At 64.7% G+C, this 26,615-nt stretch carries 19 protein-coding genes; 15 read left to right on the forward strand and 4 right to left on the reverse strand.

What is annotated here, in order from left to right:
- Nucleotides 1–69: 69 nt before the first annotated feature.
- Together AC5P8Y_RS07035 and AC5P8Y_RS07040 are read left to right on the forward strand one after the other, a co-directional pair.
- On the forward strand, nucleotides 70–2,709 hold the full coding sequence (locus AC5P8Y_RS07035; RefSeq protein WP_329772171.1) for a TonB-dependent receptor plug domain-containing protein: 2,640 nt from the start codon (nucleotides 70–72) through the stop codon (nucleotides 2,707–2,709).
- Nucleotides 2,710–2,783: 74 nt separating this feature from the next.
- The gene (locus tag AC5P8Y_RS07040; protein ID WP_495201877.1) at nucleotides 2,784–5,378 is read left to right on the forward strand and encodes a M14 family zinc carboxypeptidase; all 2,595 of its coding nucleotides are present in this window, start codon (nucleotides 2,784–2,786) and stop codon (nucleotides 5,376–5,378) included.
- Between the two features lie 553 nt (nucleotides 5,379–5,931).
- Here AC5P8Y_RS07040 and AC5P8Y_RS07045 read toward each other — a convergent pair.
- Nucleotides 5,932–7,347: a DEAD/DEAH box helicase gene (locus AC5P8Y_RS07045; RefSeq protein ID WP_099484941.1), complete on the reverse strand. Its 1,416-nt coding sequence runs from the start codon at nucleotides 7,345–7,347 to the stop codon at nucleotides 5,932–5,934.
- Between the two features lie 844 nt (nucleotides 7,348–8,191).
- Here AC5P8Y_RS07045 and AC5P8Y_RS07050 point away from each other — a divergent pair.
- Both AC5P8Y_RS07050 and maiA read left to right on the forward strand, forming a co-directional pair.
- Nucleotides 8,192–9,181, forward strand: coding sequence for a fumarylacetoacetate hydrolase family protein (locus tag AC5P8Y_RS07050; RefSeq protein WP_049430901.1), 990 nt, complete (start codon nucleotides 8,192–8,194; stop codon nucleotides 9,179–9,181).
- Nucleotides 9,182–9,195: 14 nt separating this feature from the next.
- The gene (gene maiA, locus AC5P8Y_RS07055) at nucleotides 9,196–9,864 is read left to right on the forward strand and encodes a maleylacetoacetate isomerase (RefSeq protein ID WP_111188257.1); all 669 of its coding nucleotides are present in this window, start codon (nucleotides 9,196–9,198) and stop codon (nucleotides 9,862–9,864) included.
- Nucleotides 9,865–9,909: 45 nt separating this feature from the next.
- On the opposite strand, the gene AC5P8Y_RS07060 is transcribed toward maiA, so the two are convergent.
- The 3 genes from AC5P8Y_RS07060 to AC5P8Y_RS07070 all read right to left on the reverse strand — a co-directional run bounded on the left by AC5P8Y_RS07060 (nucleotide 9,910) and on the right by AC5P8Y_RS07070 (nucleotide 13,892).
- A complete protein-coding gene (locus AC5P8Y_RS07060; protein WP_495201878.1) occupies nucleotides 9,910–11,370 on the reverse strand; it encodes a UdgX family uracil-DNA binding protein in 1,461 nt (486 codons plus the stop codon).
- Nucleotides 11,351–12,634, reverse strand: a complete 1,284-nt coding sequence (locus AC5P8Y_RS07065; protein WP_095378724.1) for a putative DNA modification/repair radical SAM protein — start codon at nucleotides 12,632–12,634, stop codon at nucleotides 11,351–11,353. The genes AC5P8Y_RS07060 and AC5P8Y_RS07065 overlap by 20 nt, the downstream gene beginning before the upstream one ends.
- Before the next feature lie 130 nt (nucleotides 12,635–12,764).
- On the reverse strand, nucleotides 12,765–13,892 hold the full coding sequence (locus AC5P8Y_RS07070) for a PilT/PilU family type 4a pilus ATPase (protein WP_004141526.1): 1,128 nt from the start codon (nucleotides 13,890–13,892) through the stop codon (nucleotides 12,765–12,767).
- A gap of 121 nt (nucleotides 13,893–14,013) precedes the next feature.
- Here AC5P8Y_RS07070 and AC5P8Y_RS07075 point away from each other — a divergent pair, with 121 nt between their 5' ends.
- The 11 genes from AC5P8Y_RS07075 to AC5P8Y_RS07125 all read left to right on the forward strand — a co-directional run bounded on the left by AC5P8Y_RS07075 (nucleotide 14,014) and on the right by AC5P8Y_RS07125 (nucleotide 26,531).
- A complete protein-coding gene (locus AC5P8Y_RS07075; protein ID WP_005407961.1) occupies nucleotides 14,014–14,379 on the forward strand; it encodes a DUF4398 domain-containing protein in 366 nt (121 codons plus the stop codon).
- Nucleotides 14,376–15,260, forward strand: a complete 885-nt coding sequence (locus tag AC5P8Y_RS07080; RefSeq protein WP_005407962.1) for an OmpA family protein — start codon at nucleotides 14,376–14,378, stop codon at nucleotides 15,258–15,260. Before AC5P8Y_RS07075 ends, AC5P8Y_RS07080 begins: the two co-directional genes overlap by 4 nt.
- Before the next feature lie 324 nt (nucleotides 15,261–15,584).
- On the forward strand, nucleotides 15,585–15,821 hold the full coding sequence (locus tag AC5P8Y_RS07085; RefSeq protein WP_005407964.1) for an HP1242/YdcH family protein: 237 nt from the start codon (nucleotides 15,585–15,587) through the stop codon (nucleotides 15,819–15,821).
- A gap of 300 nt (nucleotides 15,822–16,121) precedes the next feature.
- Entirely contained in the window at nucleotides 16,122–17,492 is a 1,371-nt protein-coding gene (locus AC5P8Y_RS07090; RefSeq protein ID WP_005407965.1) for a pyridoxal-phosphate dependent enzyme, read from the forward strand.
- A 123-nt stretch (nucleotides 17,493–17,615) separates the two neighbouring features.
- Entirely contained in the window at nucleotides 17,616–18,788 is a 1,173-nt protein-coding gene (locus AC5P8Y_RS07095) for a cystathionine gamma-synthase (RefSeq protein WP_111188255.1), read from the forward strand.
- A 72-nt stretch (nucleotides 18,789–18,860) separates the two neighbouring features.
- On the forward strand, nucleotides 18,861–19,691 hold the full coding sequence (locus tag AC5P8Y_RS07100) for an ABC transporter permease (protein WP_080240930.1): 831 nt from the start codon (nucleotides 18,861–18,863) through the stop codon (nucleotides 19,689–19,691).
- The gene (locus tag AC5P8Y_RS07105) at nucleotides 19,681–21,084 is read left to right on the forward strand and encodes an ABC transporter ATP-binding protein (protein ID WP_049397550.1); all 1,404 of its coding nucleotides are present in this window, start codon (nucleotides 19,681–19,683) and stop codon (nucleotides 21,082–21,084) included. Before AC5P8Y_RS07100 ends, AC5P8Y_RS07105 begins: the two co-directional genes overlap by 11 nt.
- On the forward strand, nucleotides 21,081–21,659 hold the full coding sequence (locus tag AC5P8Y_RS07110; protein ID WP_033835933.1) for a CatB-related O-acetyltransferase: 579 nt from the start codon (nucleotides 21,081–21,083) through the stop codon (nucleotides 21,657–21,659). Before AC5P8Y_RS07105 ends, AC5P8Y_RS07110 begins: the two co-directional genes overlap by 4 nt.
- The gene (locus tag AC5P8Y_RS07115) at nucleotides 21,656–24,820 is read left to right on the forward strand and encodes a class I SAM-dependent methyltransferase (RefSeq protein ID WP_053091559.1); all 3,165 of its coding nucleotides are present in this window, start codon (nucleotides 21,656–21,658) and stop codon (nucleotides 24,818–24,820) included. Before AC5P8Y_RS07110 ends, AC5P8Y_RS07115 begins: the two co-directional genes overlap by 4 nt.
- The gene (locus tag AC5P8Y_RS07120; protein ID WP_033835934.1) at nucleotides 24,817–26,109 is read left to right on the forward strand and encodes a glycosyltransferase family 4 protein; all 1,293 of its coding nucleotides are present in this window, start codon (nucleotides 24,817–24,819) and stop codon (nucleotides 26,107–26,109) included. The genes AC5P8Y_RS07115 and AC5P8Y_RS07120 overlap by 4 nt, the downstream gene beginning before the upstream one ends.
- A gap of 53 nt (nucleotides 26,110–26,162) precedes the next feature.
- Nucleotides 26,163–26,531, forward strand: coding sequence for a hypothetical protein (locus AC5P8Y_RS07125; RefSeq protein ID WP_051188019.1), 369 nt, complete (start codon nucleotides 26,163–26,165; stop codon nucleotides 26,529–26,531).
- The last annotated feature ends 84 nt before the right edge of the window (nucleotides 26,532–26,615 follow it).

Here is a 26,615-nt window from a genome sequence, read left to right on the forward strand (position 1 = left end):
TGGCCGGACCCCGGCCAGGCATGGACTACTGCGGAACTACGTCGCCCTTTCCACCTCCCCCACATCGTCATGCCCAAGCACACCCTGCTCGTGGCGGCCCTGGCCGTCGCTCTGGCCGCGCCTTTGTCCGCCGCCGCCGAAACCTCCGCCGATGCCAGTGGCGAAGCCAGTACCCTGGCCGCCGTGCGCGTCACTGGTTCCAACATCAAGCGCGCCGATACCGAGGCCTCCAACCCGGTGCAGGTGATCGGCCGCCAACAGCTGGAACAGACCGGCAAGGCCACCGTGGCCGATGTGCTGCGTTCGATCTCGGCCAACACCGGCAACGCCAGCAACGAAACCACCAACAATGGTTGGGCGTCCGGCTCGGCCGGCATTGGCCTGCGTGGCCTGTCGCAGAAAAACACGCTGGTGCTGCTCAACGGCCGTCGCCTGGCCAACTACGGCTTCCCGGCCGGTGGCCTGTCCGACACCTTCGTCGATCTCAATGCGCTGCCGCTGGTCGCGGTCGAGCGCATTGAGGTGCTCAAGGACGGCGCCTCGGCGGTGTACGGCTCCGACGCCGTGGCCGGCGTGGTCAACATCATCACCCGGCAGAACTTCGAAGGCGCCGAGATCGGCGGCAGCTTCGGTGGTGCCGACCAGGGCGGCCTGCACGAGCAGAACCTGAAGTTCGTCGGCGGCCTCGGTGATCTCGACACCGATGGCTACAACATCCTCTTCAGCCTGCAGGGGTACAACCGCGAGCGCCTGGACCAGGACGAGCGCAACCTGACCAGGAGCGGCATCTACACCGACAAGCCGGGTGGCCGCTGGAACGGCTGGTCGGCCAAGGGCGCGCGCTACCTGGTCAACGGCGTCTCGGTGCCGATGCTCGATGCCAACGGTAACTGCCCGACCGGCACCACCCGCGTCGCCAGCGCACCGATCGACGGCCTGGCCGGCGACACCTGCGGCTTCAACCAGGCACCGTTCACCACGCTGATCCCCTCGACCAAGCGCTACCAGGCCTACGCCAACGGTACCTTCCGCCTGAACGACAACGTCGAAGCGTTCGGCGAAGTGCTGTACAGCCAGATCAAGAGTGCCGCGTGGTTCGGCAGCAGCCCGTTCTTCACCCTGGAGAGCGGCCGCTTCGCACTGAACGCGAACAGCGGCCTGGCCGAGCCGGTGTCGTCGCTGCTGCCGGCCAACAATCCGTACAACCCGTACGGCCGCGCGATCCCGATCGAGTACACCTTCTTCGACCTGGGCGGCACGATCAAGACCAACCGTTCCACCGCCTACCGCGGCGTGTTCGGCCTGCGTGGCACCACCGCGTCGTGGGACTGGGAAGTGGCCGCGTTCGGTGCACGCAGCAGCGAGCGCGAGAGCGTGTCCGGTGGCTTCGCCAACCGCTGGGCGCTGGCCGACGCGCTGGCCACGGACAGCTACAACCTGCTCAACCCGGCGGCCACGCCGCAGTCGGTGCGTGATTCGATCAACATCGCCACGCTGCGTCCGGCCGAATCCAAGCTGCAGGGCATCGATGCGAAGATTTCCGGCAGCCTGGGCCACACCTGGGCCGGCGAGATCGGCTTCGCCGCCGGCGCCGAGTGGCGCCGCGAAAAGCTCGACTCCAACAATCCGTGGCAGATCGATGCCGGCCTGCAGGTGCGCCCGGCCATTGCCGAAGTACACGGCAAGCGCCAGGTCAGTGCCGCCTACGCCGAAGTGAACGTGCCGCTGGCCTCGACGCTGGAGCTGTCCGCCGCCGCGCGCGCTGATCACTACGATGATTTCGGCGATGCGTTCTCGCCGAAGATCGGCCTGCGCTGGCAGCCGCTGGATGTCCTGCTGGTGCGTGCGTCGGCGTCGAAGGGCTTCCGTGCACCGTCGCTGTCGGAAAACTCCAACAGCACCAGCATCGCCTACGGCAGCGTGGTCGACCCGCGTGATCCGGACGTGCCGGGCTCGCGCCAGAACCCCACCTTCTTCACCGTCGGCAACAACGAACTGAAGCCGGAGCGCACCAGGAGCGTCAACTTCGGTGTGGTGCTGTCGCCGTGGGCCAACACCAACCTGAGCGTGGACTACTACCGCATCCAGCTGGACAACCTGGTCGGCACCAACAACACCCAGACCCTGGTCAACGACAACGTGGCCGGCGCCGTGCAGCGCGATGAGCGTGGCAAGCTGCAGGCGGTCTACAACCGCTACCAGAACCTGAGCGAGCTGAAGACCTCGGGCATCGATGTCGAGCTGCGCCAGCGCATCCCGACCGCGGCACTGGGTGACTTCACCGTGTCCTCGGCCTACACCCACGTGCGCGACTACCGTCGCCCGACCGTGGTCGGTGGGCCGCTGATCGACTACGCCGGCAGCAACCTGGGCGCGACCCTGCCCAAGGACAAGGCCACCACCACGCTGGACTGGAAGTACGGTGATTTCAACGCAGCCGTGACCTGGTACTACACCAGCAGCTACCGCCAGGAGGCCAGCACCGCCGCAAAAGCCGTGCAGCAGCGCGTCGGCAGCTACAGCCAGTACGACCTGTACCTGGCCTACACCGGCATCGACAAGCTGACCGTGTATGCCAAGGTGCAGAACCTGGCCGACAAGACGCCGCCGTACGACGCCTCGTTCCCGGGCATCCGCGCGCCGTACGACTTCAGCCAATACGACCTGCGTGGCCGCTACTTCACGCTCGGTTTCGATTACCGCTTCTGATCCATCCGTTGCGGCCGGTCACCTTCGGGGGCCGGCCGCGCGACTGTCTGCCGCTGGGTTCCTGGGGAGTTACCGTGTCCTTGCATCGTCGTGCCGTTCTTCCGTTGCTGATCGCCACCGCTACCGCACTGTCCTCGCCGCAGCCGGCGCAGGCACAGAGCGCGTACTTCTTTCCGCAGGTCACCGACGCAGCGGCGTTCGATGCAGCGGTGCCGACGCCGGAGCAGTTCCTCGGCTACCCGATCGGCAGCCGTTACACACGGCACGACCAGCTGGTGGCGTACTTCCAGGAACTGGCGAAGCGCTCGGACAAGATCAGTGTGCGCGAGATCGGGCGCAGCTACGAAGGTCGCCCGCTGTTGATTGCAACGGTCACCGCCGCCGGCAACCACGCGCGGCTGGAGCAGCTCCGCCAGCAGCATGCGACCCTGGCAGATCCGGCGCAGCCACGCAGCGCCGCCGGTGACAGCCCGGTGGTGGTGTGGCTGGGCTACAGCGTCCACGGCAACGAGACCTCCAGTGCCGAGGCAGCGATGCTGACGGCGTACTACCTGGTGGCCAACCGCAACGCAGAAACCCAGCAATGGCTGCAGCAGGCGGTGGTGCTGTTCGATCCAGCGCAGAATCCGGATGGTCGTGACCGTGCTGCCAACTGGCACAACGCCTGGGCCTCCGACCCGGCTTCTGCCGACCCCGCCGACAAGGAACACGTCGAGCCTTTCCCGCAGGGTCGTACCAACCACTACTTCACCGATCTCAACCGCGACTGGCTGGCCCTCACCCAGCAGGACTCAAGGCCGAAGGTGGAGGTGTTCCACCAGTGGTACCCGAACGTGCAGATCGACTTCCACGAAATGAGCAAGGACAGCACCTACTACTTCGAGCCCTCGCCGAAGAGCATGCACAGTCCGCTGATTCCGGCGGCGTCGTATGAATTCAACAAGACCCTCGCCAAGTACCACGCGCAGGCGCTGGATGCGCTGGGGTCGCTGTACTACACCGGCGAGAATTTCGACAACTTCTCGCCGGTGTACGGTTCCACCTATCCGGACTTCCATGGCGCTGTCGGCGTTACCGTCGAGCAGGCCAGCTCGCGCGGCCGCGTGCAGGAATCGGTGAATGGCCTGCTGACCTTTCCCTTCACCATCCGCAACCAGGTCGCCACCGGGCTGGGCACGGTGCGTGGCGCGGTGAGCGAGCGCAGCGGCCTGTTCGACCTGCAGAAGCAGTTCTTCCAGAGCGCGCTGAAGCAGGCTGCGCAGCAGCCTGTGAAAAGCTTCGTGTTCGGCGATGCGCATGACCCGGCCCTGACCCGTCGCCTGCTGGAACTGCTGCTGCTGCACCGGATCGAGGTGCGCGCACTGGACCGTGCAGTCACTGTCGATGGGCAGCGCTTCGATGCCGGCAGCGCCTACGTGGTGCCGGTGCAGCAGGCGCAGTTCCGCCTGGTGCATTCGATCTTTGCCGAGACGCCGCCGATCAAGGGTGATGTGTTCTACGGCAGCACCAGCTATGCGATCGCACCGGCCTACGGTGTGGCCTTCGCGGGCAGCCGCAGCCGCATCGAAGGCGGTGCGCGCGTAACCGCGCTGCCGGCGGAGCAGGGCGCGGTGCTGGGCGGCGAGGCCGGATTCGCCTACGCCATCGACTGGCGCGACTACAACGCCGGGCGCGCGCTGGCCGCGCTGCAGGGCAAGGGCGTGAATGCACGCGCGGCATTCCAGCCGTTCACCACCGCGACCGCGCAGGGCGACATCAGCTTCGCCGCCGGCAGCCTGGTCATTCCGGTTGCCGGGCAATCGCTGCAGGGCGCGGCGCTGCTCGAGACAGTGACATCCGCCGCGCGCGAGGCGGGCGTACAGGTCCACGCGCTGTCCAGCGGCCGGAGCCGCGAAGGCATCGACCTCGGCAGTGACGGCGTCAAGCCGCTACGGAAGCCTGCGGTGGCACTGGTGATGGGCGAGGGCGTGGCCGCCACCGAAATCGGATCGGCGTGGTTCCTGCTCGACCAGCAGCTGCAGTTGCCAGCCAGCAAGCTGGATCCGCAGCAGCTGGGCAAGGTACCGCTGGACCGCTACACCACGATCGTGCTGTCCGGTGGTACCTACACGGGCGTCGATGCCACGGCGGTGGCTGCACTGAAGCGCTGGGTGCAGGCCGGAGGTTCACTGGTGACCTACGGCAGTGCCTCGAAGTGGGCGATCGAGCAGAAGCTGGCCGACGGCGAAAAGCTCGGCAAGGAAGAAGACGCTGCTGATGCAAGTCGCCGCGCGTTTGGCGACCAGCGCGACATTGCCGCGATCGAGCGGGTCAGCGGCAACATCCTCAGTGCCGATGTGGATACCAGCCATCCGTTGGCGTTCGGCGTGCCGCGCCGGCAGCTGGCGATCAACAAGGAGAACACGGTGACGCTGCAGCCGAGCGCGAACCCGTTCTCCACGGTGGTGCGCATCGACACGCCGCCGCGGGTGAACGGCTACCTGTCCGAGCGCAACCGCACGCGGGTGGCGGGTAGTGCGTGGCTGCTGGTGTCGGCGCAGGGGCAGGGCAACGTGGTGCTGTTTGCCGATGACCCGGCACACCGCAAGTACTGGCACGGAACGGACCGACTGCTGATCAACGCGATCTTCTTCGGGAATCTGGTGAATCCGGCGAAAGCGCGGGGTTGAGGTGTTTGGCGCCGAGTTTCTGTTGTGCTTGGGAGGCAGGGGGCCTCAGCCAGGACGCGCCGTAAACCCATCCATGGGGGCTCGATGGCGCCATCCTTGGCGCCAACGGTCCTGGCTGAGACCCCCTGCCTCCCATGACAGTTTCCTGCGGGCGCGGACGCATCAGACCCCAAGGCGGGAGCAAGGGCAAAAGCAAAAGCAAAAGCAAAAGCAAAAGCAAAGCCAGGAATTGCGACTTCGGCTTTTGCCTTTGAATTTGAATTTGAATTTGATCTTTCTTCTCCCGGCTACCCGGCGGGAGAAGAAGGCGCAGGCAATGCTTGAAGCGGATGGGCATGGGGGCAGCGCAGAACCGTTGGCGCCATGGATGGCGCCATCGAGCTTACATGGACGTATTTACAGCGTGTTCTGCGCTGCCCCCATGCCCATTCGCCCTCGGTACTGCCACCGCGTGCTTTATCACCCGGTAGCCCGCAACAAAAAAGGACGGCGCGTCAGCGCCGTCCCTCGATAGCCCCCGCGCAGCGGGAAGCACCCTCCATGTCAGCTGGGATCAGCCGGCGCGACCGCCGCCGTTGCCACCCTGGCCACGACCGCGGCCGCCACCATTGCCGCCACCACCACGGCGCTGGCCCTGGCCGGCACCTGCACGCTGCTGGCCATTGCCACCGCCTTCGCGGCGGCCACCGCCGGCCTTCTTCGGGCCTGCGTGCGCGTGGCGCGGCGCATCACCGTGCGGACGGCGCGCATGGCTCTTGCGCGGTGCGCGCTCGCCGGTATCGTGCTCGGCCTTGCCCGGTGCACTGTTGCCCCAGCGGATCGGCACCTGCAGCTCGAAGCCCGGTACATCGCGGATGTCCATGTCGCGGCCCAGCAGGCGCACGATCGCACGCAGCAGCTTCACTTCATCCTGTGCCACCAGCGAAATCGCCTGGCCGGTCGCGCCGTTGCGGCCGGTACGGCCGATGCGGTGCACGTAGTCCTCGGCCACCATCGGCAGGTCGAAGTTGATCACCTTCGGCAGCTCGTTGATGTCGATGCCGCGCGCAGCGATATCGGTCGCCACCAGCACGGTCACGCGGCCGGCCTTGAAGTCACCCAGTGCACGCAGGCGCTGCCCCTGGCTCTTGTTGCCGTGGATCGCCGCGGTCTTGATGCCCGACTTTTCCAGGAACGAGGCCAGCTTGTCGCTGCCGTGCTTGGTGCGGGCGAACACCAGGGTCTGCTCGCGGCTGTCCTGCGCCAGCAGGTGCAGCAGCAGGTCGCGCTTGCGACCGGCATCGACCGGGTGCACGCGGTGGGTGATGGTTTCGGCCACGGTGTTCTTCGGCGTCACCTGGATCTGTTCCGGGTTGCGCATGAACTCCAGCGCCAGCTGGCGGATGTTGTCCTCGAAGGTGGCCGAGAACAGCAGGGTCTGCCGGTTCTGCTTCGGCAGCTTGGCCAGGATGCGCTTGATCGACGGCAGGAAGCCCATGTCGAGCATGCGGTCGGCTTCGTCCAGCACCAGCAGTTCAATGCCGGACAGGTCGATGCTGCGACGCTCCAGGTGGTCGATCAGGCGGCCCGGGCAGGCCACCAGCAGGTCCACGCCACGGCGCAGGATATCCAGCTGGTTGCCCATGCCGACGCCGCCGTAGATACAGGCGCTGGGAATGCGCAGGTACTTGCTGTAGCCGCGCAGGCTGTCGTGCACCTGGGTGGCCAGTTCGCGGGTCGGGGCCAGGATCAGCGCGCGCGGCTTGCGCGGGCCGCTGCGCACTTCCTGCGAGGCGGTGCCGAGGTGCTGCAGCAGCGGCAGGCCGAAGGCGGCGGTCTTGCCGGTGCCGGTCTGTGCGCCGGCCAGCAGGTCACGACCGGCCAGTGCCAGCGGGATCGCCTGCTGCTGGATCGGGGTCGGGTTTTCGTAGCCCTGCTCGGCAAGCGCACGCAGCAGGAAGGGCGCCAGGCCCAGCGATTCAAAAGACATTGAGTTTGCTCCAAGTACAAGAAACGCCTGTCCGAACGGACAGACGGGGGCAGATCAAACTGATCGGCTGACTCGGAGCGTTCCCGTGAACCGCGCTGCGAGAATTGGGTGCAGCCGGCACGAAGCGCAGGCTGGAATGCGTGACGAACGGCGTCGGAGTGGGGGCGGGCGAAGAGGGCGGACCCTGGTCGCCGGCGATCCCGGAGGGAAACGGACGGCCGCTGCAGACCGCGCAAGTCTAAACGATGTTTGAGACTTCACGCAAAAAGACCTGTTCAGGTAGGGGGTTCTCTGCAGGGCTGCGCCCTGCACCCCGCAGAGGCTGAAGCAACGTCAAAGGCCGGGTTCCTGTGGGAGGCGGGGTGGGTCCGGTGGCAGGGGGCGCTGCAAGTACGTCCATGTAGCTCGGTCGCCGCATCCATGCGGCTCACGCCCCTGTCACCGGACCCACCCCGCCTTCGACAGTTTTCCGCGATCTGTCGAATCTCATTCGATCAATTTCGGTGTCTGACGGATCTCGACGATGAATGATGTGGATGTTCGATCAGTCATTGGGAACCTGTCGGGGGTGGGGCGGTGTGGGTGGGCAGGACCGTTGGCGCCATGGATGGCGCCATCGAGCCCCCAGGGATGGGTTTACGGCGTGTCCTGCCCACTCACACCTCCCCGCCATCCCACGGAATGCAGGCTTTTGACGTTGCCGTTGCTTCTGCAGGTGCAGGGCTGCAAGCCCTGCCGAACCCCCCACTACGGTAGGGTGGGCCGATGCCGCGCTGCAGCTTGGCGCCGCCGCAGATTTGATTACACTTGAAACTTGTTTGCCCACGACTCCGGACACCCACCCATGAAGCTTGGTTCTTTGAAGGAAGGCGGCCGCGACGGCACCCTGATCGTCGTCTCGCGTGACCTGCGCCACGGCGTGCGCGCCACCGGCATTGCCGCCACCCTGCAGCAGGCTCTGGAAGACTGGAGCCACATCGCGCCGCGCCTGAACGCCCTGTACGAATCGCTCAATGCCGGCGACGCCGACGGTGTGTTCGACCTCGACCCGCAGGCCCTGGCCGCGCCGATGCCGCGCGCCTATGAATTCGTCGACGGCAGTGCCTACCTGCCGCACGTCGAGCGCGTGCGCCGCGCCCGTGGCGCCGAGGTGCCGGAGAGCTTCTACACCGATCCGCTGATGTACCAGGCCACCAGTGCCGGCTTCTACGGCCCGCGCGATGCGGTCAAGGTGGTCAGCGAGGAGTACGGTATCGACCTGGAAGCGGAGATCGTGGTGATCACCGACGACGTGCCGATGGCGGCCACCCCGGAACAGGCGGCGGGCCACATCCAGCTGGTCGGCCTGGTCAACGATGTGTCGCTGCGCAACCTGATTCCGGGCGAGCTGGCCAAGGGCTTCGGCTTCCTGCAGTCCAAGCCGCGCTCGGCGCTGTCGCCGGTGTTCGTCACCCCCGACGAACTGGGCGCTGCGTGGCAGGACAGCAAGGTGCACCTGCCGCTGCTGACCCACATCAACGGCCAGTGGTTCGGTGCGCCGGAAGCAGGCGTGGACATGCAGTTTAATTTCGCCCAGTTGGTCGCGCATGCGGCCAAGACCCGTCCGTTGGGCGCCGGCACCATCGTCGGCTCGGGCACCATCGCCAATGAAGACACCAGCAAGGGTGCCTCGTGCTTCGCCGAGCAGCGCGTGGTCGAAACCCTGCGCGACGGCAAGCCGAGCACGCCGTTCATGTCGTTCGGCGACGTGGTCCGCATCGAGATGCTCGATGCCGCCGGTAACAGCATTTTCGGTGCGATCGAGCAGCGCATCGAACAGGCCGCCAGGCCCTGAGCATGGAGGCGGCCATGGAGGTTCCGGTCGACGACGGCATCGTGCTGTACACCTACTGGCGATCCAGCGCCGCCTACCGCGTGCGCATCGGCCTGGAGCTGAAGGGCCTGGCCTGGGAGGCCCGGCCGGTGCATCTGGTGCGCGACGGCGGCGAACAACACCTCGACGCCTATCGCAGGCTCAATCCGCAGCAGCTGGTGCCGACGCTGCTGCACGAAGGGCATGCGCTGACCCAGTCGCTGGCGATCGTCGAGTACCTGGACGAGCGCTTCCCGCAGGTGCCGCTGCTGCCGGCCGATGCCGCCGGCCGTGCGCGGGTGCGGGCACTGGCCCAGCTGGTGGCCTGCGACATCCACCCGATCAACAACCTGCGGGTGATGCAGTACCTGGAGCGCGACCTGCAGCTGCCGGCCGACGCCCGTATGCAGTGGACCCTGCACTGGATGGCCGAGGGCTTCGCGGCAATGGAGGCGATGCTGGCCAACAGCCGCGACACCGGCACCTTCTGCCACGGTGACCGCCCCGGGCTGGCCGACCTCTGCCTGCTGCCGCAGCTGTACAACGCCCATCGTTTCGGCCTGGACCTTGCGCCGTACCCGACCCTTCGCCGCATCGAGGCCGCCTGCCAGGCGCTGGACGCCTTCGACCGCGCGCGCCCGGAAAACCAGCCCGACGCAGCCTGAAAGTAGAGGGGACGGAGGGGATCAAGTCGCAAGTGCATTCACGACTTAATCCCCTCCGTCCCCTTTTTGCAGCAGTTGCGCGAGATCATCGCGGAACAGTGCATAGGCCCGTTCGCGGCGCGCGCCATCGCCTTGCCGCAGCACCCACGCCGGGTGCACGGTGGCGTAGCCGCGGGTGCCTTCCTCCAGCGTGTGCCACCGTCCACGGTCGCGCGACAGATTGAAATCACGGCCAAATACCGAGGCTGCCGCGGTTGCGCCCAGGCAGACGATGAGCTGCGGCCGCACGCGCGCGATCTCACCCATCAGCCAGGGCCGGCAGGCCTGGATGTGACGGCTCTCCGGCCGCTTGTGCAGCCGCACCTTGCCGCGCCGTTCATGGTGGAAGTGCTTCACCGCGTTGGTGAGGTACAGCGTGGCGCGATCGATCCCCAGTTCCGCCAATGCGCGGTCCAGCACCTGGCCGGCAGGTCCTGCAAATGGCTGCCCACGCAGATCTTCGGTGTCACCGGGTTGCTCTCCGACCAGCATCACCCCGGCCCCTGCCGGCCCCTGTCCGAATACGGTCTGCGTGGCCTGCTCCCACAACGGGCACTGGCGGCAGGCGCTGGCCTGCCCGCGCAGATTGTCCAGGCTGCTGGCTTCGGCTGCCGATGCCGGAGGGTTCGCTCGCAGCGGAATCCTGCGTTGCGGTGCCTGCGCGGGACGGTCATGCATTTCCTGCACGCGGTCGGCGGCGTCGCGTACCAGGCGCGGCAGCAGCTGCGCCTCGGGCAGGTGGCGCCAGTATCTGGCCGGCATCTCCTGCATCATCATCCGGGTGTTGAGCCGGGCCGGATTGAAGATGCTGGCGTAATAGGTCTGCCACAGGGCCTCGCGCGCATCCTCGGCCGGGGCGTCCTCGCGGCGTGCGCCGGGGCCGAAGGCAAGCGCCTGCCCATCCCAGGAGGCACTGCGCGAAGGCGTGAGGATGGCCCAGCGCATGCCGGTGAAGCGGCGCGCGAAGAACGGCGCGACCCGGTCGACGATGTGGTGCTGTGGCTCGAACCAGGCGATGAACGCATCAGGCTGGCCAGGCACTTCGCGGAAGCGCACGAATGCCTTCATCTTGTGCGTGTCGCGGCGGACCGCCTGGGCCATGGACATCGCCCTCAGTACGTCGGCATCGGCAGGGTTTGACAGCACCGAGCGTTCGCCATGGGCGATGCGCCACAGCAACCGGTACAGGAGGGCCATGCGTTGTCCGTCGCGATGGCACAGGCAGGTGTCCGCCAGCTCCAGGAAGTCGCGCGGTACCGTCGGTGCGCCAGCGTCGGCCTGTGCGGGCGCCGAGGTGACCGCTGGCGCGTCCAGCAGTGATGCGTCGCTGCCCTCGAGCCAGTCCAGCTGCTCCGGCGCGACGCCGCGCAGCAGGGCTTCGCGCGCACCGCTGCGCCAGGCCTCCAGCGACCATGGCGGATCCACCCGCAGCGACCAGCGCTGCGCGTCAGGCCGCGGACGGGGCATCGAACAGCGAACCCTGTCGCGGCGGCGGGGCCAGCTGCGCGCGCAGCGCCGCCGGATCGTCCAGTGCTTTGCGCGGGTGATGGTCGGCCAGCAGCACGAACGGCAGCAGCTTGCTCATCGGTGCCTTCAGGCGTGCGATGTCGGCCACGCGCAGCCGCCCGTGACGGCGTGCCATCAGCACGCGCGTGACGTTGCGCACGCCAAGGCCGGGCACGCGCAGCAGCATCTCCTTCGGTGCCCGGTTCAGATCGACCGGAAAGCGCTCGGGATGGCGGATTGCCCAGGCCATCTTCGGGTCGATATCCAAGTCGAGCATGCCGTCCTGGGTGGTATCGGTAATCTCATCCACGCCGTACCCGTAGAAGCGCAGCAACCAGTCAGCCTGGTAAAGGCGATGTTCGCGCTGCAGCGGTGGCGGCTGCAGTGGCAGCTGCCGGCTGGCGTCCGGAATCGGGCTGAACGCGGAGTAGTAGACCCGGCGCATGCGGTAGTTGCCGTACAGGCTGTCGGCGCTGGCCAGGATCTGCTGGTCGTTTGCCCCGTCCGCGCCGACGATCATCTGGGTGCTCTGCCCGGCCGGTGCGAAACGGGGAGGGCGCGGGCGAGTGCTGCGGCTGGCCGTCGGTGCCACCGCTGCGGGGGCCTTGCGAGCTTCCTTGGCTTCCTCGATGCGCCAGCGCAGTTCGCCCATCGCGCCACGGATGGAATGAACCGTCTTCTCCGGCGCCAAGGCGCTCAGGCCGGCTTCGGTGGGCAGTTCCACGTTGATGGACAGGCGGTCGGCATAGCGCCCGGCACTGGCCAGCAGTTCCGGCGAGGCCTCGGGAATGGTCTTGAGGTGGATGTAGCCGGCGTAGCGGTGTTCTTCGCGCAGTTGCCGGGCGACCTCCACCATCTGTTCCATGGTGTAGTCCGCATTGCGGATGATGCCGCTGGAGAGGAACAGGCCCTCGATGTAGTTGCGCTTGTAGAAGTCCAGGGTGAGCGTGACCACCTCGTCCACGCTGAAGCGCGCGCGTGGCACATTGCTGGACACGCGATTGACGCAATAGGCGCAGTCGTAGACGCAGAAGTTGGTCAGCAGGATCTTCAGCAGCGATACACAGCGGCCATCGGGCGTATAGCTGTGGCAGATGCCCATGCCCTCGGTGCTGCCGATACCGCCGCTGGCGCGCGAATCGCGCTTGCCCGAGCCGCTGGAGGCGCAGGAGGCGTCGTATTTGGCGGCATCAGCCAGAATGGCCAGCTTGCGGATGGTTTCCATTGAGGAAACCTACGGATGAGGGGTCTCATTGGATGAGACGGCCCCTGAATTCTTCAGGAAAAGGGGACGGAGGGGATCAAGTCGTAAGTGCATATACGACTTGATCCCCTCCGTCCCCTTTTTCGTGCGGTCAGAAGCCGTGGGTGATGCTGGGTGCGCCGGCCGAGAAATCCGCGTACGGGTCATGCTCGCCGCTGCTGCCTTCGGACAGGCGGAACTTCAGCGCCAGGCCATCGCGCGAGTCGGCCGCGCGCAGCGCTTCCTCCTGTTCGATGGTGCCGGCCTTGGCCAGCCGGAACAGGCACTGGTCGAAACTCTCCATGCCCTCTTCCAGCGATGCTTCCATCGCCGCCTTGATCTCGTGCACCTGGCCGCGACGCAGCAGGTCGCGGATCATCGGCGTGTTGAGCAGTACTTCGGTGGCCGGCAGGCGACGGCCTTCCTTGTTCTTCACCAGGCGCTGGCTGATCACCGCACGCAGGTTCAGCGCCAGGTTCATCAGCACGTTCTTGTGCGCGCTTTCCGGGAAGAAGTTGAGGATGCGCTCGATGGTCTGGTCGGCGTTGTTGGAGTGCAGGGTGGCCAGGCACAGGTGGCCGGTTTCGGCGAAGGCGATCGCCGCTTCCATCGTCTCTGCGTCCAGGATCTCGCCGATCAGGATCACGTCCGGCGCCTCACGCATCGCGTTTTTCAGCGCGTTGTGGAAGGCATGGGTATCCAGCCCGACCTCGCGCTGGTTGACGATCGACATCTTGTGCTTGTGCAGGTATTCGATCGGGTCTTCGATGGTGAGGATGTGACCGGTGGTGGTGCTGTTGCGGTGGTCGATCATCGACGCCAGCGAGGTGGACTTGCCGGAACCGGTGGACCCCACCACCAGTACCAGCCCGCGCGGGGTCATGATGACGTCCTTCAGCACCTGCGGCAGGTTCAGCTCCTCGATGCTCGGAATCCGGCTGCGGATGGCACGGATGACCATGCCCACTTCGCCGCGCTGCTTGAACACATTGACGCGGAAGCGACCGGCATCGGGCAGGGCGATGGCCATGTTGAGTTCCAGCTCGCGCTCGAACTGCGGCACCTGGCCTTCGTCCATCAGCGAGTAGGCGATCTTCTTGACCATGCCCGGCGGCAGGCCGGTGTTGCCCAGCGGATAGAGCTTCCCCTCGATCTTGATGTAGACCGGTGCCCCGGTGGTCAGAAACATGTCCGAAGCGTTCTTTTCGGTCATCAGCTTCAGGAAGTAGCCGATATCCATTGCGAATTTTCCCCAACGAAACGGCCGACGCCCGTTGCCAGCACGGTGTCGGCTTGACGACAATGGCCGTGAACCGACAACCGGTACGGCCTCCCCAATGAAACGACTTAGCTTCGCACGAATGCGCCACAGCCTGTATGTGATGGCGTTTGCATTCGCACTGTCTGCCCCCGCCTGGGCGCAGGATGGCGCGATGGAACTGGCCCAGGCCCGGCAGGCGGTCGACAAGGCCACCCAGGCCGATGCCGACCAGTACGCCCCGGACCTGATCGGGCTGGCCCGGCAGGGGCTGGAGCAGGCCCAGCGCGCCGCCGGCGACCGCCGCGAGCGCAAGAATGCCCCGGCCATGGCCCTGCGTGCCGCCGCCGATGCCGACCTGGCCCGCGTGCGCAGCGAGGAAGCCACCGTGACCGCCCAGCTGCAGCTGCGCCGCAACGAGGTCAACCAGCTGCAACGCCAGCTGTCGACCGGGGAGGATCGCCGGTGAAGCCGATGACTGCCGCAACCCTGGCCGCGCTGCTGGCGCTGCCGACCCTGGCCGTGGCCGCCGACAACCCGATGGTGGCGCAGCTGAGCCAGCGCCTGATGGCCATCCAGGCCAACCCGGATACCGCTGAGCTGGGCGCCTTCGAGCGCATGCAGGCCCAGCAGGCCATCGCCACCCTGGACAAGGCCAAGCGCCGCGACCAGGAGCTGGCCACCTACCTGGCCGAGCGCCGGGTGGAGATCGCCGAGACGGCCGTGCGTACCGCGCTGGCCGCCCGCGAGGTCGACCGCCTGGAGCGGACCCGCAGCGACCTGCTGATCGAGGCCAGCCGCCGCGACGCCGCCCGCGCCCGCCAGGAGGCCGAGCAGCTGCGCATGCAGGCACAGATGCAGGCCGAGGAGGCTGAACGCCTGCGCCAGGCCGCCGAGGCCGAGACCCTGGCCCGCCAGGACGCCGAGAACGCCCTGACCAGCGTCGCCGGCAAGCAGCAGCAGCGCCTCAGCGCCGCCCAGCAGAACGCCGCCAAGCTCGCCCGCGAGGAAGCCGAGCTGGTGTCCGGTCAGAAGCTGCCGGGCTCGAAGTTCGATGGCCGCGGCGAGGTCTTCACCTTCCGTGGCGATGCGTTTGCCGCCGGCGCCTCCAGCCTGTCCGGCGGCGCCCGCAACCAGGCCAAGGCGTTGGCCGAATACCTGAACATCGGCAAGAAGGGCCGCCTGCGCATCGAGGCTTACGACAGTGCCAACGGCGTAGGCCAGAAGCGTGCAGAGGCCCTGCGTGACGCCCTGGTTGCGGCGGGTGTCGCGAGCAACCGGATCCAGCTTGCCGGCAAGAAGGCGGCCTCCACCCAGGCACGTTCGGCCGAGGTCATCATCGCCCCGTAATTGCTTGATATTGTTTGTTTTTCGTTGTGATGAGCATTCAGCCTGAACCCCGCCCCGGCGGGGTTCGGTCTTTTTGACGCAGGGGTCTTGTACCCCGCCTTGAGCAGGCGTAGGGTCAATCGTCCGGGACGCAATGCCGCGGACCGGACGATGGGAGGGCCGGGCCGATGCAATCAGGGCGCGAACCGCAGCAGATCGACGTGCGCAGGCCAGTGCCGCAGGTCGTTGCAGGCGTCCAGGTGGCCATCGACCGGCGCTCCTCCATGAACAACGCCCCGTGCCTTGCGGCTGGGGCGTTCGTGTATCTGTCGAAGGAGGTCCATCATGTTTGAAGATCAGCCCCAGAGCGAGATCGACGCACGTCGCGCGCGTGATCCGGAGTTCAGGGCACTCCATGACCAGCACCGCAAGTTGAACAAGAAGTGCATGGACGCGGAGTTGGGTGTACTCCCGATCGATGATGTCACCCTGGGTCGCATGAAGCGCGAGAAGCTGCTGGCCAAGCAACGACTTCTGCGAATGTACGAAACACCGCTCCCAACGACGTCCCCCACGCTTTGACGCACCCCGTCACGCCCGGAACGGCGTGACCCGGCCATCGATGGCCCCGCCGGGCGCTCCTGCCCCGGCATCGCGGCACCGCCGATGAGGCGGCCGCGCCAAGGCACCACAGGCGGTGGTGCCTTGGCCTGCAGGCACAACTCACCGATGCGGGCGGTACCGGTCTCCTCGTCGATCCGGGGCCGTCCGCATCTCTTTCTGCGGGCTTGCGGCCCGTCTCCGCGCCGACCTGACATTCATCGCCATCCGACGGATAATCATCGGTCCGGCCCCCTGCGGCGCGAACCGAAAGTCCTCCGAATGCCCATTCATTCTTCCGTCCTCGAACTCATCGGCCAGACCCCGATCGTCAAGGCCCAGCGCCTGGACACCGGCGTCTGCGAGCTCTACCTGAAGCTCGAAAGCGCCAACCCGGGTGGATCGATCAAGGATCGCATCGGCCTGTCGATGATCGAGGCGGCGGAGCAGCGCGGCGACCTGAAGCCGGGTGCGACCCTGGTCGAGGGTACCGCCGGCAACACCGGGCTGGGCCTGGCCCTGGTCGCGCAGCAGAAGGGTTACAAGCTGATCCTGGTCGTTCCCGACAAGATGAGCCGCGAGAAGATCTTCAACCTGAAGGCGATGGGCGCCGAAGTCCGCCTGACCCGCTCGGACGTGGCCAAGGGCCATCCGGAGTACTACCAGGACCTGGCCAAGACCATCGCCGAGCAGACCCCGGGCGCCTACTTCATCAACCAGTTCGGCAACCCGGACAACCCGGCCGCGCATGAATTCGGTACCGGCCCGGAGATCCTGGAGCAGATGGGCGGCGACCTCGACGCCATCGTGTTCGGCTGCGGCAGCTCCGGCACCATGACCGGCCTGTCGCGTGCCTTCGCCAAGCTGTCGCCGAAGACCGAGCTGGTGCTGGCCGATCCGGTCGGCTCGATCCTGGCCGAATACATCAATGACGGCGTGCTCAACGACAAGTCGGGCAGCTGGCTGGTGGAGGGCATCGGCGAGGACTTCCTGCCGTCGATCTCCGACTTCAGCCGCGTCAAGAAGGCTTACGCCATCAGCGATGCCGAGAGCTTCCACACCGCGCGCGAGCTGCTGGGCAAGGAAGGCATCCTCGGCGGTTCGTCCACCGGCACCCTGCTGGCCGCGGCACTGAAGTACTGCAAGGAGCAGACCACGCCGAAGAAGGTGCTGGTGCTGGTCTGCGATACCGGCAACAAGTACCTGTCGAAGATGTACAACGACTACTGGATGCTGGACAACGGCTTCCTGGAGCGCCCGCAGCACGGTGACCTGCGCGACCTGATCCTGCGCCCGTACGGCCAGCGCGACACCGTGGTGATCGGCCCGAACGACCTGCTGACCACCGCCTACCAGCGCATGAAGCTGTACGACGTGTCGCAGCTGCCGGTGATGGACGGTGACCAGCTGGTCGGCATCGTCGACGAAAGCGACGTGCTGCTGCACGTCTATGGTGACGAAGCACGCTTCCGCGACACCGTTGCCACGGCGATGGTCAGCAAGCTGGACCGGCTGGACGTGAAGTCGCCGATCGAGGCGCTGCTGCCGGTGTTCGACCGCGGCCAGGTGGCGATCGTGATGGACGGCAATGCCTTCCTGGGCCTGATCACCCGTATCGACCTGCTGAACTACCTGCGCCGTCGCGTGCAGTAAGCCGCCGATCGCAGACGTTCGCTGCTGAATCCCGGTTTATCCGCGTCAAAGGTCGTTAAGGCCGCGCTGATAGACTTCCGCACCTTCGACGGCGCCGAGCTTCGGCGCCCCTCAGGAAAGAACATGTCCAACGCTACTTCCCAGGATCGCGCCCTGGCCCTGGCCACGCTGGCCATCCACGGCGGCCAGTCGCCCGACCCCAGCACCGGCGCGGTGATGCCGCCGATCTACGCTACCTCGACCTATGCGCAGTCCAGCCCGGGCGAGCACCAGGGCTTCGAGTACTCGCGCACGCACAACCCGACCCGCTTCGCCTATGAGCGCTGCATGGCGTCGCTGGAAGGTGGCGCCCGCGGCTTCGCCTTCGCCTCGGGCATGGCTGCCAGCTCGACCGTGGTCGAGCTGCTGGACGCCGGCAGCCACGTGGTGGCGATGGATGACATCTATGGCGGCAGCTTCCGCCTGTTCGAGCGCGTGCGCCGTCGCACCGCCGGGCTGGATTTCAGCTTCGTCGATCTGACCGACCTGGCTGCGTTTGAAGCGTCCATCACGCCGAAGACGAAGATGGTGTGGATCGAGACCCCGACCAACCCGATGCTGAAGATCGTGGACATCGCCGCTGTGGCCGCCATTGCCAAGCGCCATGGCCTGATCGTGGTGGTCGACAACACCTTCGCCTCGCCGATGCTGCAGCGCCCGCTCGAACTGGGCGCGGACCTGGTGCTGCATTCGGCCACCAAGTACCTCAACGGCCACTCGGACATGGTCGGCGGCATGGTGGTGGTTGGCGACAACGCCGAACTGGCCGAGCAGATGGCTTTCCTGCAGAACTCGGTGGGTGGCGTGCAGGGCCCGTTCGACAGCTTCCTGGCCCTGCGCGGCCTGAAGACCCTGCCGCTGCGCATGAAGGCGCACTGCGCCAACGCGCTGGCCCTGGCCCAGTGGCTGGAAAAGCACCCGGCGGTGGAGAAGGTGATCTACCCGGGCCTGCCGTCGCACCCGCAGCACGAGCTGGCGGGCAGGCAGATGGCTGGTTACGGCGGCATCGTCTCGATCGTGCTCAAGGGCGGGTTCGAGGCGGCCAAGCGCTTCTGCGAGAAGACCGAGCTGTTCACCCTGGCCGAGTCGCTGGGCGGTGTGGAAAGCCTGGTGAATCATCCGGCGGTGATGACGCATGCCTCGATTCCGGTCGCGCGGCGGGAGCAGCTGGGGATCAGTGATGCGCTGGTGCGGCTGAGCGTGGGTGTGGAAGAGCTGGGGGATCTGCAGGTGGATCTGGAGAGGGCGTTGGTGTGAACGAACTTCTTCTGGAAACTGCTACACCCCGTTGTTCCGTTCAAGTCGGCCGCGCGAACCCAATACGAATTCATGACTGACATGCATACCCAATCAGCAGGGCCCGGCGCTCTTCTGGCCTCGTTGGCAAAACACGGTTCGTTGATCTATCAATTGGCCAAGCGTGAAGTCATCGCCCGATATCGTGGTTCTTTGGCTGGAGTTGCGTGGTCGTTCTTCAATCCGCTATTGATGCTCGCGGTCTATACGCTGGTGTTTTCCTCGATATTCAAGGTCCGCTGGGCAGGTGGTGCGGCGCAATCCACGGGTGAGTTTGCCCTGATCCTGTTCGTTGGCTTGATGATTCACGGGTTCTTCGCCGATTGCATCAATCGCGCGCCGTCCCTGATCCTGTCCAATGTCAGCTACGTGAAAAAGGTTGTCTTCCCGCTGGAAATCCTTCCATGGGTTTCCGTTGCCTCGGCGCTTTTCCACCTTGCAATCAGCGTTGTCGTGCTGTTGGTTGTGCAGTTCGCCATGGTCCAGTATCTGCCCTGGACTGCTCTCCTGCTGCCGTTGCTGCTGCTGCCCCTCCTGCTGATGACGGTGGCATTCACCTATCTCTTCGCCGCCATCGGTGTCTATCTTCGGGACATCGGCCAGCTGACGGTGATGATCACTACGGTGCTCTTCTTCCTGTCTCCCATCGTCTACCCCACCTCGAGCCTGCCGGAGCAGTTCCGCGCCTGGATCCGGTTCAGTCCCATCACCTACCCGGTAGAGCAGGCGCGCAAGCTGCTGATTTTCGGTGAAATTCCGGAGCTCTCAGGGTGGTTCATCACGATGGCGGCTGCGTTGGTACTTTTGAGCGTAGCTTTCTATGTCTACCAGAAAACCCGACGAGGATTTGCAGATGTCCTCTGACGCCAATGCAACGGGCAATGTGCAGGTGCCGCAAGAGCGGCCTGTGGCCATCCACGTGGAGTCGCTCTCCAAGCTTTACCAGATCTATGAGCATCCGCGCGATCGACTGAAACAGTTCATCCTTCCGCGTGTCTCGGGACTTATGGGTCGGGCACGACGTGACTATTTCCGCGAATACTGGGCATTGCGGGACGTCAGCTTTGACGTGCGTCGGGGGGAAGCTGTCGGCATCGTCGGCCGCAACGGCGCGGGAAAATCAACGCTTCTGCAGCTCATCTGCGGGACGCTGACGCCGACGACCGGAAGTGCCCATATCCACGGACGCGTAGCAGCACTGCTTGAGCTGGGTGCTGGCTTCAATCCTGAGTTCACCGGCCGCGAAAACGTCTACATGAGTGCCACCCTGCTGGGCCTCACGCGCCAGGAGATCGACGAACGCTACGAGGACATTCTTGCGTTCGCCGATATCGGTGATTTCGTCAACCAGCCGGTGAAGGTGTACTCAAGCGGCATGTATGTGAGGCTTGCCTTTGCGGTAATTGCCCATGTCGATGCCGACATCATGATCGTAGACGAGGCGCTGGCTGTTGGCGACAGCGTGTTCGTGCAGAAATGCATGCGCTTCCTGCGCTCGTTCCGCGAGCGTGGAACCTTGTTGTTTGTGAGCCACGATACCGGATCGGTCCTGAACTTCTGTGACCGCGCCATCTGGCTGGATAAGGGTCACGTGCGCATGCATGCATCGGCGCAGGATGTTGTGACTGAGTACATCGAGTATTGCGCGCAGGAAGTCTATGGCGAAGCAGTAAAGCTGAAGAGCATCAAGGGCGAGCGACCCAAGGAGCAGGTGGTTCCCGAGCGCAGGGAGGCAAGCCAGGTTGAGGAAGAAACCAAGCTCACATTGTTCTCCAACATCCACAATTCCGATGGTTGGACGTCCGAGGCGGCCCGCATCGAATCGGTCGAGCTGCTGGACCGTGGTCTGAGCCCGCTGAACGTATTCCGTGGCGGCGAACAGGTGACGCTGCGGATACGGGCGTCGGCGGTACGTGCACTCGAAAGCACCATTATCGGTTTCTTCGTCAAGGATCGCCTGGGGCAGTCCCTTTTCGGTGAGCACACCTATACATACGTCCCTCAGCCTTGCTCCATGGCCGCAGGAGAAACGCTGGAAGCCGAGTTCGATTTCACCATTCCGCTTCTGCCTGACGGGGACTACTCGATGACGGTCTCGATCGCGGAAGGCAATCCCTGGGACAATGTCCAGCATCATTGGCTGCACGATGCCGTGCTGATAAAGGTCGCATCGACCAAGCTGCGTTATGGCCTGGTTGGCGTCCCGTTCGAGCGTGTGGCCGTCAAGTCGCTGGGCACCAGCGGGGAGTCCGCATGACCGGTTCCCTTATTCCTGAAACGGTGGTTCACGATCCGCGCATCCAGATCGGTCGGTTCACCTATGGCAGCCCGAACTTCCGCATATGGGCCGAGCATGAATCGATCAGCATTGGTGCGTTCTGTTCCATTGCCGACGAGGTTGCGATCTTTGGCGGCGGTGAGCACAACGCGCAGTGGGTCACGACGTTTCCCTTGCGGATCGCGCTTGGCCACCCGGATGCGCATGCCGACGGTCATCCGGCCACGCGCGGCCCGACCCGCATCGGCAACGACGTCTGGATAGGACATGGCGCCACGATCATGTCAGGAGTGACTGTAGGCAATGGCGCCATCATCGGCGCGAGGGCTGTTGTGGCGAAGGACGTGCCGCCTTTCGCTGTAGTGGTGGGCAATCCGGCCCGAGTGGTGCGTTACCGCTTCGACGATGCCCAGATCCAGGCTCTGCAGCGGATCGAGTGGTGGAACTGGCCGCTTGAAAAGATTTCCGAGATGGTCCCATTGCTCTGCGGTGGGTCCGTAGAGCAGTTCATTGCCAGCGCGCAGAGCAAAGAAGAACAGGAGAACGGACGATGATCGAACTGAACAACTCTGCCTTCATCAGGCCGTTGAAGCTGCCGCCGAGCGCCTGGCACGGGCATATTCCCTTCGCTGGCTGGATAGTCGAGGCACTGCGTCCGGCGATGTTCGTTGAGCTGGGTACCCACTATGGCGCGTCCTATCTCAGCTTCTGCCAGACGATCCAGGAGCTGGGCCTTGGCACGCGCGCGTATGCCGTGGACACGTGGGAGGGCGATGAGCACGCTGCGTTCTATGGAAACTCGGTCCATGCAGGGCTGAGTGAATACCATGATGGAAAGTACAACGATTTCTCCAAGCTGCTGCGCTGCACGTTTGATCAGGCACTGGAAAAGTTCGACGACGGCAGTGTCGATCTGCTGCATATTGATGGCCTGCATACCTACGAGGCGGTACGTCACGACTTTGAAAGCTGGATGCCGAAGCTGTCCGACCGTGCCGTGGTCCTGTTCCATGACACGCAGGAGCGGCAGGGCGATTTCGGGGTCTGGCGCCTGTGGGCTGAGCTCTCTTCCCAGTACCCGTCCTTTGAGTTCAGCCACTCTCATGGGCTGGGTGTCCTGGTGGTCGGTGAGAACGCTCCAGAAGGGGTAAAGAGGCTCGGAACGCTTGATGGCGATCAGCGCAACCTCGTTGCCCATCTGTTCGCAGCGCTGGGCCACGCCGTGGCGCTGGCCTACGCGAGGGACTGGTGGCAGAACGAGGTGCATGTGCTTGGCGGCAAGGTGGCCAACCTTGAGGGCGACCTTGCCTATGTGCGCGCGGAGCACGAGCGCAGCATCGTCACGGTGAACGAGAAAAGCCAACAGTTGCATCACGCCAATGAGCAGCTGGTGGCACTGCAGAGCGCCGCCGAGGACTCCCATGGGCGGCATGAACTGGCAACTGCCATCGCCGCACTGGAGGCGGAACTGGAGAGTGCCGAATCAGAGCGGGAGGTGCTGCGGCTGAAGGTAGATGAGATCTCGCATGAACTCGGCAAGGAGCGTGAGCGGACCATCGCCGCTCAGGTCGAGTGTCGCGCAGCGGTGACGGCATTGGCTGCGCTTGAAGCGGAGCAGGTTTCAGCTCGGGCCACCATGGAAGCGGAGATCGCTCACGAGCGTGAATTGCGCGCTGCGATCATCGCCAGCCTTGAGGCGGAGCGCGCTGCCCACCAGCGTTCGATCGCAGTGCACGAAAGCGAGTCGGCCCAGCGCTTGCGGGAGCGCGAGCAGGGGCTGCTGGAAGTGGGCGTTCGCCGTCAGCGGCTGATCGGCGACATCAAAGACCGCGACGATCTTATTGCTGCGCTGACACGGGATCTGTACCAGGCGCAGCAGCGGTCTGAGACGATTGGCGCCAAAGCAGGGCGCGCCTTTGAGCGGATCTACCAGCGTTGGAATGCTCAGGGAGGCTTGCGCGCGCGCGCGCTGAACTGGGGTATCCGCAAGGCTGAGGCGCGTCATGCCCGTGCATTGGGCCGTCAGCAGCGCTCTGCCGAAGGAATTGCATTGACCCGGCCGCAGGCAGGTTTCAATCCTGCACTGCGTGCGGATTGTCAGGATCTGGCCGACTACATCGCTGTGACCGAGTTGTCTCCGCAGGCATTGGCCGAGCAGGCCTCTGCCGCGCAGGCGTTCAGCTACCGCCCGCGGGTGTCGCTGATCATTCCGATCTACAAGGTTCCGCGCCAAGTACTGGAGGAGACACTGCAGAGTGTCGAACTGCAGACCTACGGTGAGTGGGAAACCTGCCTGGCATGGGCCGATGTGGACGACCTGGAAGGATGGGAATGGTTGAAGCAGCGCTGTGTCTCCGACCCGCGGCACAAGGCGATACTCTTGGCCGCCAACGGCGGTATTTCAGAGAACTCCAATGCCGCTCTCGAACACGCAGAGGGCGAGTTCGTGGCGTTGCTCGATCACGACGATACGATTACGCCCTGGGCGCTGTTCGACATGGTAGCGGCGATGCAGGAAGGGGGCGCCGAAGTCGATTTCCTGTACTCGGACAAGGACTCCATCAACGCTGACGGGACGTGCCGGATGAACGCACTGTTCAAGCCGCAGTGGAGTCCGGAGATGCTGCATTCGGTCAACTATCTGACCCATCTGAACCTCATGCGGACCTCGGTGGTCCGCCAGGCAGGTGCATGGAACAAGGAAACCGATGGCGCCCAGGATTGGGACATTTTCTTCCGCGTGACTTCTGCGGCACGCAGGATCCTGCATGTCCCGTCCATTCACTACCATTGGCGCATCCTGCCGACGTCGACCGCATCCGGGCTGCAGACCAAGCCGTACGCGATCATGGGCCAGTTGCGCGCGCAGAAGAACTATTTTGCAAGCCGCGGGCTGCCTGCGCAGGTGAAGCGAACCGATCAGGGGTTGTTCCACATCTCCTGGCCGCCGCTTGCATCGGCTTCCGAGGTGGTTGTCATCCAGACCGGCACCACGCAACAGCTCGTGCATACGCTGAACCTTCTTCTGGTCTCCGACCTTTCCAGCATCAAGCACATTCATGCTGTTCACGTGGGTGAGGCGAGTGCCGAACTGCAGGCATTTGCGAATCTGCCCGACAGCCGGTTCGTGCTCCGCCGGCAGGATGCGTTTAGCTGGTTGGCCGTGGCCGATTGGCTGGATGCTGCATCGGCGGGCGTCGTGATGATTGATGGCCGGGCTGTAGGCTTGTCGGAAGGATTGCTGAATGAACTGCTGGGATGGGTCCACCACCATCCGGATATCGCCTGGACCTCCGCGTTGGCGGTCCGCGAGGACGGTCGAGTGGAAGAGGCTGGGCGGGTTGTCGCCGCTGACGGCAGCAGTGCGCCACTGTTTCACGGCGCACATCCGCACGAGTATGGCTGGTTTGGCGGTGCGCAGTGGTACCGAAACATGCGGGCTGCTTCACCGTTCGCGATTGCGTTTAAGATGACGAAGTTCCAAACTGCGTCACGTTTTCCTTGCGGAGACGTGGAAATGCAGCAGGCATTCACGCGTATCTGCACTGGGAGCATCGAATCGGGCGGCGGAAGAGGCTTGATCGATCCCTTTGCTGTGGTCTACATGCCTTCTGGCGCGCAGGCTGCCTGGTCTAACGACGGCGAAAAGTATCGAGCTGACCCGTACTTCAATCCGGCGTTCCGGCAAGTCAGTCCCCTGAGGCTCAACAAATGAAAAAAAGGATTCTTTCGGCCGTTCGCGCACTCCGTGGTGATCGTGTCGTCCCCGCCAATGCTTCCATCTGGGCGGGCTACACCAGCGATGCATTGGCCCTGGCCCAGATCATCGATCTCGATGTGGCAAGTCTGTCGCAACAGCAGCAGCACCCCGAGCGGGTTGCTGCCGACCCTGCCCAACGGGTCTGTGCCTGGTATCTGCCTTACTTCGACAATCCATTCTATGGCGGGGTGATGACTATTCTCCGCCTGGCCGAGAGTCTGCACCGCAGCTCGGGGATGAAGCAGCGATTCCTGATCTGCGGCCAGGCCGATCCTGTGGCCATGCAGGAAAGCCTGGGCAAGGCATTCCCGGGGCTGGCGAATTCGGAAGTGATCGTGCTCGACAGTGGCGAGAAGATCGCCCAGATACCGCCTTCGGACTATTCTGTGGCGACCCTGTGGACCACCGCCTATGTGCTGGTGGGTGTGCAGAACACCGGGTTGAAGTTCTACATGATGCAGGACTTCGAACCGGCCTTCTATCCGGCGGGCAGCACTTACGCACAGGCTGAATTCACCTACAGCTTCGGTTTCCTGGGCATCTGCAACACGCAGACCCTCAAGGAAATCTACGAGCAGCAGTACGGTGGTTCTGCGGTGCTGCTGCAGCCAAGCGTGGATACGACGGTGTTCCATCCGGGCGCGGGTGAGCGCGACGACCACGCATCAGTGAAGCGCCTGTTCTACTACGCGCGCCCGGGCACGCCCCGCAACGCGTTCGAACTTGCTGCTGCTGCGCTGCGCAAGGTGAAGGCGCGAATGGGCGATCGCGTGCAGATCATCTGTGCGGGTACGGGCTGGGATCCGGCTGAATTCGATCTGGTTGGGGTGGTGGAAAGCGTGGGCCTTCTGCCCTATCGTGAGACCGGTAACCTCTACCGCAGTTGCCATGCGGGCTTCGTCATGATGATGACGAAGCATCCCTCGTATCTGCCGTTCGAGTTGATGGCCTGCGGTACTACCGTGGTTACCAACCACAACGAGGCCAACACGTGGCTGTTGCGCGATGGCAGCAATTGCCTGCTTTCACCGCCCACCGCAAACTGCCTGGCGCAGACGCTGGTCTACGCTCTGGAGAACCATGCGAACCTCGAGGGAATGCGCAGGACTGCCGCGGAAGAAATGAAGGCGCGCTCGGGCTGGGATGAAAGCCTTGCCCGCGTTGCCAGCTTCATGAACGCGCCGGTCTTCGCGCCGCCTGCTGCATCGATCGGTAGTCAGTTCCACGCGTTGGCAAATCGCTGAGTTGATCGATTCAAGTGCTTTCGAAAAACACTATCCAAAGGGGAACAGGTTCGATGAATCAGATTAGGAATGGAGTTGTTGTTCTGGCTATCGCGCTGGGTCTTGCCGCATGCGGCAAGTCTCCGGCTGAGCGTGCGGCCGCCGAAGGCCAGCCGGCCCCAGCTGCGGAAAATCCGGCTGCGGAGCCTGCGCCGGCAGCTGCCAACCCGGTTGCTGAAAAGTACGAGGGCAAGATCGTGCGCCGCCCTGCCAGTGACGGTGGCAAAGAAGATGGTTGGTTCTTCGTTGAGCAGGGCAAGCGTCGGTGGATCAGCAATGGCGCCTGGCTGGCCGAGCACGGCCGTAGTCCGGCCGAAGTAATCGAGATCCCCGCGGCCGAGCTTGCCCAGATTCCAGAGGATCCGAATCCGCTGGGTCAGTAACGGGTCTGCTGCTGTTCTGGGGGCCGGGAGCACGATCTGCTCCCGGCCCCAGCATGCGGTCGTTTGAAAAATCACCGAGGCGGT

The organism is Stenotrophomonas sp. YJH_SMC_12-1 (assembly GCF_059370935.1).